Origin of the sequence: Desulfoscipio geothermicus DSM 3669 (genome assembly GCF_900115975.1) — a bacterium.
GTDB lineage: Bacteria > Bacillota > Desulfotomaculia > Desulfotomaculales > Desulfallaceae > Desulfoscipio > Desulfoscipio geothermicus.
In genome coordinates this window covers 59,638-74,640 of the sequence record NZ_FOYM01000003.1, presented here as the reverse complement: position 1 = coordinate 74,640, position 15,003 = coordinate 59,638, and the positions used below count along the sequence as shown (strand labels likewise).

The window sequence follows — 15,003 nt, the reverse complement described above, 5'->3', positions numbered from 1 at the left end:
TGATTGCAGCGACGGCAAAAATTACAGCACGATCTCAAAGTGTATTGTTAAAGGAGACTTATAAAATGTACCACCTTCTGTATGCTGACGAGCAGGGCCGGATGTTCGACCATGAACTGGCGGCGGTGGGCCGTACGGGAGACCGCCTGGTGGAGATAATTGACGAAGACGTGATGGAATTGCCCCCGGGTGCATCGCTGGTGCTGCTGCCTGAGAGCGCCCCGGTGGGGATGGAAAAAAAAGGAGATTTTCGGTTGATGGAGCGGGTGCCTGTCTCGCAGGGCCCGGCCCGGGCGGTGGGCGCGCTGCTGCCCCAGGGATATACTCGCACCTTGTTGCCCGGCTGCCGCCGGCAGGCGGGCCAGCCGCTGCCGCTGCTGGGGTACGCGGCGGTGGCCTGGCGGGACGGTCGCGTTTACGTCGCCGCCTCCCGCACCGATGACCCCGACCGCTGGGACCCCAGGCATTATAATTCCGATGATTTACCCCACCTGGTGCGCCGGCGGCTGGACGCCGCGCCGGAAAACCGGGTGCTGGCCCAACTGGCCCGCTGCGCCCTGGAATACAGCTGTTACACCGCCCAGAATATTTTCTACACCCGCTGGGAAGGCGGCCTGCCCGTGTCCCCGGTTTGCAACGCCCGCTGTCTGGGCTGCATCTCCCTGCAGCCCGCGGAATGCTGCCCGGCACCCCAGTCCCGGCTCGATTTCCGCCCGTCCCGGGCCGAAGCGGCGGAGGTGGCGCTGCATCACCTGCAGTATGCCCCGGACGCCATCATCAGCTTCGGTCAGGGGTGTGAAGGGGAACCCGCTTTGGCGGCGGAAAATATTGCAGCGGTGATAGACGAGGTGCGCCGGCATACCGGACGGGGCACGGTTAACATGAACAGCAACGCCGGTTATACCCGGGGTGTGGAGCAAATCTGCGCCGCCGGGCTGGATTCTATCCGGGTGAGCCTGATCAGCGCCCGGGAGGAAGTTTACGACGCCTACTACCGGCCGCGCGATTATTCTTTAGCCGATGTGGCCCGTTCCATCAATGTGGCCCGGGCCGCGGGCGTGTTTGTTTCCCTGAACCTGCTGGTGCTGCCGGGGCTAAATGACCGGGAGCCTGAGCTGGCAGCGCTGGTTGACTTTATTGAGGAAAACAATGTCAACAAGGTGCAGCTTCGCAACCTGAACATCGATCCGGACTTTTTCTGGGGGCAGGTGCGGGCGCAAGGTGAGATATGCGGTATTCCCCATCTTATAGAAACCCTGCGAAATATTCCGGGCCTGGAGGTGGGTAATTTTTCAAAGCCCGTCAAGAAGTGAACCCAATTTGGCATTTTGGGGAACTGTCACCCAAAAGTGTTTTTTAAGTGACTTTTCATGCACATTCCTGGGTCCCGGCGAAGAAAGCGATTTTAATATAGTGGCGGAGAGTAGCAATTTCAATCTCGCATCAGGATTTGATGTAACACCACCGGTATTTGCAGACGTCTACCCCGATTATGACCCAGCGACATTGACGGCAAATTCGGTAGATCTTTTGGTACAGACAAATGAATATGTAAATATTTATGTAGCCATTTCAGTAGAGGATGCCGTTTATTATGAACCATCGGAAGCTGGGGAAGTTGTTAATTGGGCCGTAGGTCCCGAAGATCCATCGGTGCCGCCAATAAGATCATGGAGCGGGTATACTGGCATATTATCTGCAGACAATACTCATGTTAAAACAAATTCTTGCCCGGTGGTGCCTGTTATGCTATAATAATTTAGTGTCTATATATAAGGGAAAACACGGTTTTACCAGCTGTTTTGCCATATGTATCATGTATGGAAAGAGGTGAGCCCTGTGAAGGAAAAAATCCATCCCAAGTATGGGGAGGCCAAGGTGACCTGCGTTTGCGGTGAAACCTTTACCACCGGCTCCACTAAGAAAGAAATCAAGGTGGAGATTTGTTCCAAATGCCATCCGTTTTACACCGGTTCTCAGCGGACCGTGGAAACCGGCGGCCGGGCGGAAAAATTCCGCAAGAAATACGGTATAAAATAAGTGTTTGGTTCTTATCAAGTAAGCTGGTTGGCAGGGCGGGAGCTCTGCTTTTATTTTATGCAAGAAAATGGTGATAATTATGCGCCCTGAATATAGTTACGGCGGCCAGGCCGTCATCGAGGGGGTTATGATGCGGGGGCCCGACAGCCGCGCCGTGGCGGTGCGCCGTCCGGACCGCTCCATAGTAGTGGACCATAAACCCGTATCATCGATCACCTCCCGGCTCAAGCCGTTGAAGTGGCCCATGATACGGGGCGTGGTGATGCTTTTCGAGTCCCTGGTCATGGGCCTGCAAGCGCTCTCCTTTTCCGCCGGCCAGGCCATGGAGGAGGAAGAGGAAGAACTGACCACCCGGGATATCGCCATCACCATGATTATGGCCTTTGCCCTGGCCATAGTATTGTTCGTGGTGGTGCCCACCGGGGCCACCCACCTGCTCACCCGCTGGGTGCCCGGCAGCTTGCTGCAGAACCTGGTGGAAGGTATCATCCGCATCGGGGTGTTTCTGATTTATGTGGCAGCCATTGCCCGGATGAACGATATCAAGCGGGTTTTCCGGTACCACGGCGCCGAGCACAAAGTGATTAACGCTTATGAGGCAGGCGACGAGTTAACCGTGGAACGGGTGCAGAGTTACCCCACTTACCACCCCCGCTGCGGCACCAGCTTTTTGCTGATCGTGCTGGTGGTCAGTATACTGGTTTTTGCTTCGCTGGGCGAACAGGTGTTGTGGTGGCGTATTTTATCCCGGATATTACTGCTACCCGTGGTGGCGGGGATTTCATACGAACTGCTCAAGGCCTCGGCCCGGTATGAAAAAAACCCGCTGTTTTGCGTGGTGGCCGCGCCGGGCAGGTGGGTGCAAAAGTTGACCACTGCCGAGCCCGACGATGACATGGTGGAAGTGGCTATGACTGCCCTGAGGGCGGTGCTCAAGGAAGATAGAGGTGAGGTCAGTGTTAGATAAACTGGACAGTCTGGAAAAGAAATACGAAGAATTGAGCGAGCTGATCGCCGACCCGCAGGTGATGGAGGATCAGGGACGCTGGCAGCAGTACGTGAAATCGCATTCCGAGCTCACAGAAGTGGTCACGGTTTACCGCGATTATAAAAGGGTGACGGCTGAACTGGAAGACGTGCAACAGATGTTGCGTGACAAGCTGGAGGCCGACATGCGCGAAATGGCCGAACTGGAGGAAGAAGAGCTCGGGGAGAAAAAAGAAGCCCTGGAAAACCAATTGAAGGTGCTGCTGCTGCCCAAAGACCCCAACGATGAAAAGAACGTGATTATGGAAATCCGTGCCGGCACCGGCGGCGAAGAGGCGGCCCTGTTTGCCGCCGACCTGTTTCGCATGTATACCCGGTTCGCTGAACTGAAGGGCTGGCGCACTGAAATAATGGATGCCCATTACACGGACATCGGCGGGCTGAAGGAAATGATTTTTCTTATCGAAGGCAAGGGAGCGTACAGCCAGCTGAAATTTGAAAGCGGGGTGCACCGGGTGCAGCGGGTGCCCACCACCGAGTCGGGCGGTCGCATCCATACCTCCGCTGCCACGGTGGCGGTGCTGCCCGAGGCCGAAGAAGTGGATGTAGATATCAATCCCAACGAATTGCGGATTGATGTTTTTTGCTCCACAGGCCCGGGCGGGCAGTCGGTCAACACCACCCAGTCGGCGGTGCGCATCACCCATATCCCCACGGGCATTGTGGTATCCTGCCAGGATGAAAAATCACAGCATAAAAATAAAGACAAAGCCATGCGCGTACTGCGGGCCCGCCTGCTGGACAAAGCCCAGCAGGAGCAGCAGCAGCAAATGGCCAGTACCCGCAAGTCCCAGGTGGGTTCCGGTGACCGGAGCGAACGGATTCGCACTTACAACTTCCCCCAGAACCGGGTTACCGATCACCGGATCGGCCTGACCCTGCACCGCTTGCAGGAAGTTCTTATGGGTAATCTACAGGAAATTGTGGATGCGCTGATCACCTCCGACCAGGCGGAGCGTTTGCAGCAGGTGGAATAATGGGCAATCCAACTATTGGGGAAATGATCAATCGGGCCGCCGAACACCTGCGGGCAAGCGGCAGCGAGACTCCCCGGCTGGATGCCGAGGTGCTGCTGGCCCATGCACTGGGCCGGGACCGGGTGTACCTGTTCCGGGAAACGGGGCGGACGCTGCCGGAGGAAATCGCCAGGCGGTACCGGGCGCTCATCGAGCGGCGGGTCGCCGGCGAGCCGGTGGCCTATTTAACGGGAAGTAAAGAATTCATGGGGCTTGACTTTCTGGTCGGGTCCCATGTTTTAATTCCCCGGCCCGAAACAGAGTTAATGGTGGAATATGCCCTGGCGGCGCTGGCGGGCTGGCCCGGCAGCCGGCGGATCGTGGCGGATGTGGGCACGGGCAGCGGGGCGGTGGCCGTCAGCCTGGCGCGCCTGGCGCCGGGGGTACAAGTATATGCCACCGATATTTCGGAGCAGGCGCTGGCCACCGCCCGCGCCAACGCCGGGCGGCACGGCGTGGACGTGCAATTTTATTGCGGGGATTTGCTCTCTCCCCTGCAGGGGGTGCTCGGGCCGGCTTCCGTGGCTGTTATTACCGCCAACCTGCCTTACATACCCAGCCCGGAGATGTCGGGCCTCCCCCGGGATGTGCGTTGCTTTGAGCCGGCCCTGGCCCTGGACGGCGGCTCTGACGGGCTGGCGCTCTACCGCCGGCTGGTGCCCGGAGCTTACTCCCTGCTGGCTCCGGGCGGTTACCTGCTCATGGAGATCGCCCCGGACCAGGGCGACCGGGCCCTTGAACTGACACCCCCGCCCCGCTGGCGCGCCCGGGTGCTCCGGGACCTGGCCGGTCGCCCCAGATTGGTAGCCGCGCAGAAGTTTGAATAAAAAAGGGGACTGGCAAAAAAGGGGACTGGCTCTTTTTTCGCTTTTTGAAAAAAGTGCCTGTCCCCTTTTTTGCCTTTTTTAGCACCGTAAAGGGGGACAGGCACCATTTTCAAAGAACGAAAATGGAGCCGGTCCCCTTTTACGGAGCCGATCCCCTTATTATGGTAGAACCCCATGTCGCGCGTGTGATGCATGTGGGTGTCAGTCGTCTATTCGACTGCGGGAAAACCAATATAAAACGTCGTGCCCTTCCCGGGCGTGCTGTCAACTGTTATCGACCCGTTGTGATCGTTTACGATTTTGCTGGTGATGGCCAGTCCCAGCCCCGTACCCTCGTCCCTGGTGGTAAAAAAGGGGTCGAAAATGCGGCTTAAAACCTTTTCATCCATGCCGGCGCCGTTATCTTCCACAGCCAGCAGGACGCCGCCGTTTTCTTTTGGCTTGGCCATTACCTTTACTTTCCTTCCCGGCCCCGTGGCCTGAATGGCGTTGTTGACCAGGTTGATAATTGCCTGCTTGAGCAAATCAACATTACCCATTATAAAAAGAGGCCCGGCATCAATTTCTTTAACCAACTCCACTTCGTGCATCAGCGCCTTGTTTTGCAATAATTCCCATATGGAATCAATGCTTTTGTTCAGGTCGATACTGTGCAGGGATACTTTTTCCGGCTTGGCCAGCTTTAAAAATTCGCTGGTAATGCCGTTAATCCGGTCCACTTCGCTGAGGATGATATCGAAATAGGCGCTGAAGTTCCCGACGCGGGCTTCCTTCTTTTCCCGCATGAGCTGGAGAAATCCCTTGATGGAGGTCAAAGGGTTTCTTATCTCATGGGCCATGCCGGCGGCCATTTCCCCAATGGCCGACAGGGTGGCGGAGCGCTGCAGCTTACGCTCCATTTCCTTTTTATTGGTTATATCGTTGATAATGCAGGCCTGTCCGATTGTTTCGCCTTGGTTATTCAGCAGGTTCGCGCAATTGACCAGCAGTGTCCGGCCTGCCGATTCCACTTCGAAGCTGGAGTTGTTTCCTGCAGCGCCGGCTGCCTCCTGCTTGGTCAGCCGGCGCAATAAATCAATCAAGTTGCTGTTTAGAAGGCGGTCCCTGTCCAGGTTGAGCAGGGATTCCGCTTGCCGGTTCATTTCAATTATATGTCCCGCGCCGTCGGCCAGCAGCACCCCGGCGTTTAAAAAATCGATAAAATAACTGGTGCGAAGTTTTTCTTCCGCCAGTTTTTCCGAAAGAGAAATATCCCTGATACAAAGAATAATACCGCTGTCTTCTCCGGGTGCGGAACTGACCGGGTAGGCCAAACACTGCACCGGCACGGAACGGCCTTGTCCGTCCAAAGCCCGGCCGAATATGGGAATGCCGTTTAATTCTTGACTTTGGTTTGCACCCGGCCATCTTTCCGCCAGGAACGGGAAATGGCGGTGCATAACTTCAGCCATACTTGAATTTGCCTCAATATCAGCCCTGACAAGTTCCTGAAAACTTTTATTCTCACCAACGATTTGACCGGATGCATCGACGTGCAGGGTGGCAATGCCCAGATTGTCCAACAGGCCGTTGAGGTTTTTTTCATTTTCTGCCAACTGGTAAAAAAGATGCAATATGTAATTGAAAGATTGGCCGATGAACCAGGCGGTGGTGATCATCAGCGCCAGGGTAAGGATATGCTCGCTGAAAAAATCGGTGAGCAGTTCCGGGTGAGCGGAGCCCGGCAGCATGCCCGCCAGGGTTGTCAATAAGGCGGTGACTATGCCGTAAGCCGTGCCGCAAATTATGGAATTTAATATCACCGGTATCAGGACCAGTATGCCGGTGTCGATTTGCGCCAACATCCCGGTGTTCATGGGAATGTAAATGACGCAAATTGCCGCTGTGTATAAAACCTTGAATATGTGCAAGTTCCGGGTGTCGCGGTATAATGTTTTGGTAATGATTTTATGTTGGGCCGGAACCAGACCGAGAATAACCAGGGTGCAAAGAATGAAAATATAATGCAAATAACCGTCAACCAGGTGCGCTTGCGTGGTTTTGAGCCATTCCAACAAAAAGGTGGCGGATAAAATGCAGTACGTCAGGTGGGCAAATAGGTAGCATTCTTTCAGCCTCTCCAAGCCCGCCTCCAGTTTCATTATTCAAGCCTCCCGCACGTCAGATAAAAGGCACGGCCTGTTTACCGTGCCTTAAAATTTTTCAGGAATCCGTTTGTGTTGTTCTTTTGCTGATACCACTTGGTTCGGGTGATGACTGCCGTTATAATGATTAAACAAACGATATGCAGCCAGCTGGTTAATGTCCAATACAGTCTGTGCTGCGCCAGGGATGTGACATCCATGCCAAAAATTTTAATGAATAAATTATAACAGAATATCTCGGTTAATAGCAGCAAGATCATGGCCACTATGCTGGCGACAGAACTGAGTACTTTGGAAACCCGGTAGTAACGGGCTACAAGAATAGCCATGGTCAATATTGCCGCAGCCGTATGGATGCCGGGTATGCCGGTGCTTTGCACTGTCAGGCGAATGATTAAAACGGCTGCGGCCATACTGGTGCCGACGGCAATAATTTGCCATATTTTTGCATAATCTACCCTTAATAGCGCCAAAACAAGCATGGTCAATACAATGCACTCGGGTATGCCAATGATAATGAAGTTTAGTGCGGTATCAACTAGATGACTTTTCACTTAAGAGCATCCGGGACATCGGGCTCGTACCAGCTACCTCCGCAGGCCGAGGCTGCACTGATTTGGGCAATCCACAACAGTGCGGTGGCAGCTAGCGTTATAATGACTCTCTTCACGTTTATCCCTCCTTTCTGTTTATTTTAGTTGAATTTTACTAAAAAATCTACCAACAAAACATATTACGCGTATCATTCAGCGGTCACCGCCGGCCCGGATTTGCACGGGTAAAAGGGAAACTGCCTGGGCCACCAGTCCGGCAACAACGGCAAGGTGGATTGCCGGGTCGGTATAAAACACCGTGTTCGGCGCCAGTAAAACGGCGGCCCAGCATACAATGCCGGTTACTGCCATGGTTTTAAGTTTCCGGCGTTTTCGTGTCGAAAACTGTTTGCTGGCAATGGTTGCCGGGGCAAAAGCGATTGTTACATACAGGGTGAAAATCAGACCCAGGGCTGTAAATATATGCATGTAATCCAGTAACCGGGGCGCGCCGGCTACAGACAGGCAGCCGAGACCGGGAAATACGGTCACTGTCAACAGCCAGCAGGCAAAAGGTCTTAAATGATAACGGCTTCCGGCAAAAATGCGCAGCGTGATAAAAGCCGCCAGTGCCGTCAGGCTGACCTTGACTGTGTCCGTCAACCAGGCCAACAATATGATGCCGGCTGTGGCAGCAGCATTTAACAGTACGACTTTTATGGCGTAGACGATAACTTCGGCATGCCGGTCGGCATCTCCGGCGTGGCCGCTCTCTTGCGCCAAATACCGGGATAAGGCATCAATAGATGATAGCAACGGGTATCGTTCCCTTCTATATACTTTAATTTGGTGTTTATAGTCTAACAAAGTGTATTCCTGTATAATGAAATACGATTAATGTAAACTTAAACACAGAAATGTATAATCCTCCCTAAAAATGAAAGATATTTCCCACAAATTATGATAATATGTGAAAATTTTCGACGGGAGGGTAGCAGACTTTCAGGAAGGTGCTGTGAGCAGGCGGTGCCGCATTTTCCCCGCGCTGTCTTCTTTTATCACGCTGCCCTTTGTGGTATACTACCTCAAGAGAATTGGAGTGTGGTAATAAATGGAGCGGAGCGAGTGTGCCACGCGGTGTCTGGCCGTGGATCCGGGGCAGCCCGAGACCGCCCCGGTGCGGGAAGCCGGCGCGGTGTTGCGGCGGGGCGGGCTGGTGGCTTTTCCTACGGAAACGGTTTACGGGCTGGGGGCCAATGCCCTGGACGCGCAGGCGGTGGCGAATATTTTCCGGGCCAAGGGGCGGCCGGCGGACAACCCTTTGATAGTACACATGGATAGCTTTGCGGCTTTGGGTAAATACATCCTGGAGATGCCGGCGGTGGTTTCGGCGCTGGCCGAAAAGTTTTGGCCCGGTCCCCTAACCCTGGTGCTGCGGGGCAACCGCAGTTTCCCCCCGGTGGTCACCGGGGGGCTGTCCACCGTTGCGGTGCGGGTGCCCGCCCATCCCGTGGCCCTGGCCCTGCTCCGGGAGGCGGGCGTTCCGGTGGCAGCCCCCAGCGCCAACGCCTCCGGGCGGCCCAGCCCGACCACTGCGAGCCACGTGTTGGAAGACCTGGCGGGCCGGATCGACCTGGTGCTGGACGGTGGTCCGGCCGGGCTGGGCTTGGAATCCACCGTGCTGGATCTTACCGGTCAATGCCCGGTGATATTGCGCCCCGGCGGGATAACCAGGCCGGATTTGGAGGCCGTCCTGGGGCCCGTGGAACTGGACCCTTCGGTTAACGGCGCGCCGGCCGGGGACAGGCCCCGCTCGCCGGGCATGAAGTATAAACATTACGCTCCCCGGGCTCCGCTCGTCCTGTTTGAGGGGGACAGCAGCGGGCAAGTGGCTGCGGCTATATATGCCGAGGCGCAGCGACTGGAGGCGGGCGGTAAAAGGGTGGGCATCCTGGCCTGCTCGGAAACCGCCCCCCTGTACCGGGGATTTGACGTGGTGGTGACCGGCAGGTGTTCAGACAGCGGGTCGATAGCCGCTTCCCTTTATGATTCATTGCGCCGGTTCGACCGGCTGGATGTGGATATTATTCTTGCCGAGGGCGTTGCGCCACGCGGCCTGGGGCTGGCGGTCATGAACCGGTTGCGCCGGGCGGCCGGGGATCGGATCGTCAGAATTTAACGGATGAATACGCCGGGCATTGCATAAATTTCAAACAAACCCTTTGAAGGGGGAGTAAATTTTGAGTATTGCCACTGTGTTGGCCCTGGCGGTGGCCCTGGGCACCGACGCCTTCTCCATGTGCCTGGGGTTGGGTATGGCCGGGGTGACCCGCCGTCAAATAGTCATAGTCAGCCTGACGGTACTGGTATTCCACATTTTTATGCCCTTGCTGGGCTGGTACGCCGGGGAATTTGTGGGCACCCTGGCCGGGCGTGCCGCCAGCATCGCCGGCGCCCTGCTGCTGGTGTACCTGGGTGTAAAAATGATCCGCTCGGTGTGGAAGGGCGGTGAAATCCTCGATCCCAAGGTGGTGCTGGTGAATACCTGGGGGCTGTTGCTGCTGGCGGCCAGCGTGAGCATGGACGCGCTGAGCGTGGGCTTTACCCTGGGCACCCGGCAGGTGGACCTGCCCCTCACTGCGGGCGTAATCGGCGTGGTGGCCGGGGTTATGACGGCGGTGGGCCTGGTTCTGGGCCGCTTTGTGGGCGCCCGGGTGGGAGAGCGCGCCGTCCTGGGCGGCGGCGTCCTGCTGGTGGGCATCGGGGTGCGCATGATTGTCCCGTAGTTTGCGGTGCCGGGTGTTGAATTGTTGTGATTTGAACCAAAGGAGCCTGATGGATATGGCTAAAAAGAAAATACTCTTTGTCTGCACTGGAAACACGTGCCGCAGCGCCATGGCGGAAGCTCTGGCCCGCCTTGCGCTGGAGGAGCTTTTCCCGGAGCGGGATGACATTGAATTTGTCTCGGCGGGGCTTGCCGCCCTGCCGGATAGCGAGGCATCTCCGCAAGCCGTTAGCGTGCTTAAGGAAAGGGGCATTGATTTAAGCGGCCACCGGTCGACGCAAATCAGCCCGGAAGATATAGAAGAAGCCTCGCTGGTGCTGACCATGACCACCTTCCACCGGGACAACTTGCGGCGGGCGGCTCCGGAAGCGGCGGAAAAAATCTATACCCTGGCCGAGTACGCCGGGTCGGGTGGCGACATCCCGGACCCCTTCGGCCTCAGCGAAGAAACTTACCGTATCGTGGCCGGCGAACTCAACGCCCTGGTCCGCGACGCCCTCCACAAATTCCTCCGGGGTCAGACTTAAACTTATTTAAACTAACTATATTATTCAGATATAGAGATTGGTAATTTTGACTAATGTTTGCTTTTGTAGAGGAAAACCGGCAGGTAATGTAGAATAAAAACATTTTTAGTGGGTCGGGCATAGTTCCGGCCATTTCTGATAAACTCCCATGTCCGCGAGGGGCACTGGCTAAAGGGATAAGAGCGGGCTATAATCAAGACAGAGCCCATGCCGTGCAGGAACTGCAAAACTTGATTTTTTTTCGGGGTTTGAGATGAAGCAATTACTAGACCATTAAAAAAGGAAGTGTTGATTTGCGGGTAGCTATCGGCAGCGATCATGGCGGATTCAAGTTAAAAGCGGAAATCATTGCTTACCTGAAGGAACGCAACATCGAATACAAGGACTTTGGTACATATTCCATTGAATCGGTGGATTACCCCGATTTTGCCCGGGCGGTGGCCGAGGCCGTCGGCGGGGGGGAATTCGAACGGGGCATACTCTGCTGCGGCACCGGAATCGGTGTGAGCATTGCCGCCAACAAGGTGCCAGGCATCCGGGCGGCCCTCTGTCACGACACATTTTCCGCCCGGATGGCCGGTGAACATAACATGGCCAACATCATAACCATGGGTGAACGGGTGATCGGCCCCGGGCTGGCCAGGGAAATAGTGCATGCCTGGCTGGAGGCCAAATTTGCCGGAGGGCGGCACGCCCGCCGGGTAGAGAAAATAACTCAGATAGAAAAGAGCTATCATTGTAAGTAAGACCGCTTTTTATTTAGGCAGAACAAGTTGTTAACCGACTGCCGACGACTGAAGACCGACGACCAATTCCGGCACGCCCGCCGGTTGGAGAAGATCGACGCCTTGGAAAAATTCAACTATGTAACAAATAGGACAGGTTTTTAGAAGCTGGGAGGAAATAATAATGAGTTTTTACAGTCCCCTTACCGAGGTGGACCGGGAAGTTTCCCGCGCCGTGAAGCAGGAGCTGGAAAGGCAGCGTAACACTTTGGAGTTGATCGCCTCGGAAAACATAGTCAGCCGGGCCGTCATGGAAGCCCAGGGTTCGGTGCTCACCAACAAGTACGCCGAAGGACTACCCGGGCGTCGTTATTATGGCGGGTGCGGCTTTGTGGACGTGGTGGAAAAGCTGGCCATTGAACGGGCCAAAAAAATCTTCGGGGCCGAACATGTAAACGTGCAGCCCCACTCCGGTTCCCAGGCCAACACGGCTGTTTATTTTGCTTTACTGCAGCCCGGCGACACCATATTGGGAATGAATCTGGCCCACGGCGGCCATCTGACCCACGGCAGCCCTTTGAATATATCGGGGCGTTACTTCAACGTGGTTTCTTACGGGGTGGAGTCGGACACCGGCTGGATTAACTATGAAAAGGTCCTGGAGACAGCTGCCCGGTGTAAACCTAAAATGATCGTGGCCGGGGCCAGCGCTTACCCCAGGGAAATCGATTTTGCCAGGATGAAAGAGATAGCCGATACCGTCGGCGCTTATCTGATGGTGGATATGGCGCATATTGCCGGCTTGGTGGCGTCCGGTCTGCATAACAGTCCCGTGCCCCACGCCGACGCGGTTACCACTACCACGCACAAAACTTTGCGGGGCCCCCGGGGAGGGATGATCCTGTGTAAGGAAAAACACGGCCCCGCGGTGGACAAGGCCGTATTTCCCGGTATTCAAGGCGGCCCGTTGATGCATGTGATCGCCGCCAAGGCCGTGGCCTTTGGTGAGGCGCTGCAGCCGGAATTCCGGGCCTACCAGCAACAAATCGTCAACAATGCCCGCGCCCTGGCCGGGGCGCTGGTGGAGCGCGGTTTCAATTTAATTTCCGGCGGCACTGACAACCATATGATGCTGGTGGACCTGCGTAATAAAAATGTAACCGGGCGGGAGGCCGAACACGTGCTGGACGAAGTGGGCGTAACCGTAAACAAGAACGCCATTCCCTATGACCCGCAGCCGCCACTGGTAACCAGCGGCATCCGGGTGGGCACTCCGGCGGTAACCACCCGGGGCTTGAAAGAAGCGGAAATGATAGAGGTGGCGGAAATAATGCACCTGGCTCTGAGTTTCGGTGACGACCCGAAACGCCGGAAGCAGGCCGGGGAAATGGCCGCCGATCTATGCCGCCGTTTCCCCATTTATCAGGAAGGCGGGGTGTATGCGGCCGACCGCTTAGAATAGTCGGAAGATAATTAAACCACAAAAAACAATACAATCAGGTTTCCAGTTAATTAAAGCGGGTGTGAATTGCGCGGATCTACACCCGTTTTAAATTTTCCCAATGCCAATACGTCGTTTTAAATGCAGGAGAAAGTTGATATGTGTGGCGAACTGAAAAACCAGCTGGTTCGCCGGGAATTTATAGGTAATTTCGTAAAGGAGGTTTCACCATGAATTTAACTGAATTGGTTAACTGGAACTACGAACAAAAATGCCGGAAAGCAGTGCAGGCACTGGAAAAGAACGGTTTTACCGCCGTTTACTGCCCGGCCAAGCAAGAAGCAGTTGATTACATTATTAAGGAAGCTGAAAGCGCTCAAACAGTGGGCTTTGGTGGTTCCATGTCCGTGGCCGGCCTGGGGGTGGCCGACAAGCTGGGAGAAATGGGCAAGGAACTTTTGATCCACGGCAAGCCGGGCCTTACGCCGGAGGAAGCGCTGAATATCATGCGCCGCCAGCTTACCTGTGATTTATTCCTAACGGGCACCAACGCGCTGACCCTGGCCGGGCACCTGGTGAACACTGATATGACCGGCAACCGGGTGGGCTCAATGCTGTTCGGGCCGCAAAAGGTAATTGTAGTGGCCGGGCGCAACAAGATTGTTGCGGATGTACACGAGGCAGTCAAGCGGATTAAAGGATATGCCGCCCCGCCCAACGCCCGGCGGCTTAAAATGGACACCCCCTGTGCCGCCACCGGCTTTTGCGCTGACTGCAATTCCCCGGTCCGTATCTGCCGCATCACGACAATCATAGAACGCAAACCGCGTCTGACCGACCTGCGTGTGCTGGTTGTGAACGAAGACATGGGCCTGTAATATATTGGATATAAAAGGGGACAGGCTACTTTTCATGTTAATAATTTACAGGTGAAAAAGGGGACAGGCAACTTTTTCAAAAAGCGAAAAAGTAGCCTGTCCCCTTTTTCTTTTTCAGTTTTTCAGGCAGGAGTACCGGTCCGGGGCAGTGAATAAGAAAAGACATTGGAAGTAATGAGTTCCCGCATAAGCAAAAGAAATACGCCCGGCATGTTTGATCGGGCCTGTGTTCTGGCAACCTAATGGGAGGATGAAGCAGTTGAAACAGCCCGGTATCAAAAGACCGACCTGGGACGAGTACTTCTTGGAAATAGCACAGGTGGTGGCCAAGCGCTCTACTTGTTTGCGGCGGTTTTACGGGGCCGTGATAGTGAAGGATGAAATAATCATCAGCACCGGATACAACGGTTCTCCGCGGGGGGAAGCCAATTGCACCGATACCGGAAAATGTATTCGGGAGGAATTGAATATACCCAAAGGAGAGCGGTACGAACTGTGCGTTGCCGTGCATGCTGAACAAAATGCCATCATCAATGGTGACCCGGTTAAAATGAAGGGTGCGACCATATATATTGCCGGTTTTAACGCCGACGGCTCCATAGCGCACGGGGAGCCCTGCCTGCTTTGCCGCAGAATGATCCGGAATGCGCTGATTGACAGGATCGTTTACCTGGGTGAGCACGGCGCACCGGTGGAATACGCTAAAGTACGGTGATTATGATGCAAAAGAAAATTATTGCCCTGCCCAAATTAAACAACCTTACGCCCACCATGGAATCCACCGCCCTGAAGTTGATGGAGGAAGCCGGGGAACTGGCCCAGGCCATAGGAAAACTGCGAGGCATGAGCGGGGAGCGCTGCGCCGTCGGCGAAAGCGAAGCCCTGGCGCGCATAACCAGGGAATTGCTGGACGTGGCCCAGACCGCGGTTTCCATGATGTTCGTGCTGGAAGAACGCTACGGCATAAACATTGATAGGGCCCTGGACGAACACGTTAACAAGCTGGTGGAAAAAGGTTACCTGGTGCCGGAAAGGTGATA

General features: G+C 55.3%; 18 protein-coding genes. 14 read left to right on the top strand and 4 right to left on the bottom strand.

Annotation, left to right across the window (positions count from 1 at the left end):
- Window positions 1–65: 65 nt before the first annotated feature.
- The 6 genes from BM299_RS02680 to prmC all read left to right on the top strand — a co-directional run bounded on the left by BM299_RS02680 (window position 66) and on the right by prmC (window position 4,930).
- Window positions 66–1,313 carry a radical SAM family protein gene (locus BM299_RS02680; protein WP_092481924.1) on the top strand — a complete coding sequence of 416 codons (1,248 nt, stop codon included), beginning with the start codon at window positions 66–68 and terminating at the stop codon, window positions 1,311–1,313.
- A gap of 7 nt (window positions 1,314–1,320) precedes the next feature.
- On the top strand, window positions 1,321–1,755 hold the full coding sequence (locus BM299_RS19040; RefSeq protein WP_131820596.1) for a hypothetical protein: 435 nt from the start codon (window positions 1,321–1,323) through the stop codon (window positions 1,753–1,755).
- A gap of 84 nt (window positions 1,756–1,839) precedes the next feature.
- Window positions 1,840–2,040: a 50S ribosomal protein L31 gene (gene rpmE, locus BM299_RS02675; protein WP_092481923.1), complete on the top strand. Its 201-nt coding sequence runs from the start codon at window positions 1,840–1,842 to the stop codon at window positions 2,038–2,040.
- Between the two features lie 79 nt (window positions 2,041–2,119).
- A complete protein-coding gene (locus BM299_RS02670) occupies window positions 2,120–3,007 on the top strand; it encodes a DUF1385 domain-containing protein (RefSeq protein ID WP_092482011.1) in 888 nt (295 codons plus the stop codon).
- A complete protein-coding gene (gene prfA, locus BM299_RS02665) occupies window positions 2,997–4,064 on the top strand; it encodes a peptide chain release factor 1 (protein ID WP_092481922.1) in 1,068 nt (355 codons plus the stop codon). The genes BM299_RS02670 and prfA overlap by 11 nt, the downstream gene beginning before the upstream one ends.
- The gene (prmC, locus tag BM299_RS02660) at window positions 4,064–4,930 is read left to right on the top strand and encodes a peptide chain release factor N(5)-glutamine methyltransferase (protein ID WP_092481921.1); all 867 of its coding nucleotides are present in this window, start codon (window positions 4,064–4,066) and stop codon (window positions 4,928–4,930) included. The genes prfA and prmC overlap by 1 nt, the downstream gene beginning before the upstream one ends.
- 209 nt (window positions 4,931–5,139) lie before the next feature.
- Here the strand turns inward: prmC and BM299_RS02655 are convergent, their stop codons facing one another.
- The 4 genes from BM299_RS02655 to BM299_RS02640 all read right to left on the bottom strand — a co-directional run bounded on the left by BM299_RS02655 (window position 5,140) and on the right by BM299_RS02640 (window position 8,423).
- Window positions 5,140–7,071, bottom strand: coding sequence for an ATP-binding protein (locus BM299_RS02655; protein WP_092481920.1), 1,932 nt, complete (start codon window positions 7,069–7,071; stop codon window positions 5,140–5,142).
- A gap of 41 nt (window positions 7,072–7,112) precedes the next feature.
- Window positions 7,113–7,628 carry a hypothetical protein gene (locus BM299_RS02650; RefSeq protein ID WP_092481919.1) on the bottom strand — a complete coding sequence of 172 codons (516 nt, stop codon included), beginning with the start codon at window positions 7,626–7,628 and terminating at the stop codon, window positions 7,113–7,115.
- The gene (locus tag BM299_RS02645; RefSeq protein WP_165608149.1) at window positions 7,625–7,744 is read right to left on the bottom strand and encodes a cyclic lactone autoinducer peptide; all 120 of its coding nucleotides are present in this window, start codon (window positions 7,742–7,744) and stop codon (window positions 7,625–7,627) included. Before BM299_RS02645 ends, BM299_RS02650 begins: the two co-directional genes overlap by 4 nt.
- Before the next feature lie 76 nt (window positions 7,745–7,820).
- Window positions 7,821–8,423 carry an accessory gene regulator ArgB-like protein gene (locus BM299_RS02640; RefSeq protein WP_165608148.1) on the bottom strand — a complete coding sequence of 201 codons (603 nt, stop codon included), beginning with the start codon at window positions 8,421–8,423 and terminating at the stop codon, window positions 7,821–7,823.
- Window positions 8,424–8,718: 295 nt separating this feature from the next.
- On the opposite strand from BM299_RS02640, the gene BM299_RS02635 reads away from it, so the two are divergent.
- The 8 genes from BM299_RS02635 to BM299_RS02600 all read left to right on the top strand — a co-directional run bounded on the left by BM299_RS02635 (window position 8,719) and on the right by BM299_RS02600 (window position 15,001).
- The gene (locus tag BM299_RS02635; RefSeq protein ID WP_092481916.1) at window positions 8,719–9,786 is read left to right on the top strand and encodes an L-threonylcarbamoyladenylate synthase; all 1,068 of its coding nucleotides are present in this window, start codon (window positions 8,719–8,721) and stop codon (window positions 9,784–9,786) included.
- A gap of 61 nt (window positions 9,787–9,847) precedes the next feature.
- Window positions 9,848–10,393: a manganese efflux pump MntP gene (locus BM299_RS02630; RefSeq protein WP_092481915.1), complete on the top strand. Its 546-nt coding sequence runs from the start codon at window positions 9,848–9,850 to the stop codon at window positions 10,391–10,393.
- Between the two features lie 55 nt (window positions 10,394–10,448).
- Complete coding sequence (locus BM299_RS02625) at window positions 10,449–10,919, top strand: low molecular weight protein arginine phosphatase (protein ID WP_092481914.1); 471 nt, start codon at window positions 10,449–10,451, stop codon at window positions 10,917–10,919.
- A gap of 293 nt (window positions 10,920–11,212) precedes the next feature.
- A complete protein-coding gene (gene rpiB / locus BM299_RS02620) occupies window positions 11,213–11,665 on the top strand; it encodes a ribose 5-phosphate isomerase B (RefSeq protein WP_092481913.1) in 453 nt (150 codons plus the stop codon).
- A 163-nt stretch (window positions 11,666–11,828) separates the two neighbouring features.
- A complete protein-coding gene (locus BM299_RS02615; RefSeq protein ID WP_092481912.1) occupies window positions 11,829–13,106 on the top strand; it encodes a serine hydroxymethyltransferase in 1,278 nt (425 codons plus the stop codon).
- 209 nt (window positions 13,107–13,315) lie between these two features.
- Window positions 13,316–13,963, top strand: coding sequence for a lactate utilization protein (locus tag BM299_RS02610; protein WP_092481911.1), 648 nt, complete (start codon window positions 13,316–13,318; stop codon window positions 13,961–13,963).
- Between the two features lie 259 nt (window positions 13,964–14,222).
- Window positions 14,223–14,678, top strand: coding sequence for a deoxycytidylate deaminase (locus tag BM299_RS02605; RefSeq protein ID WP_245779614.1), 456 nt, complete (start codon window positions 14,223–14,225; stop codon window positions 14,676–14,678).
- A gap of 5 nt (window positions 14,679–14,683) precedes the next feature.
- Window positions 14,684–15,001 (top strand): MazG-like family protein, encoded by a 318-nt coding sequence (locus tag BM299_RS02600; protein WP_092482010.1) that lies wholly within the window; start codon window positions 14,684–14,686, stop codon window positions 14,999–15,001.
- Window positions 15,002–15,003: the final 2 nt, after the last annotated feature.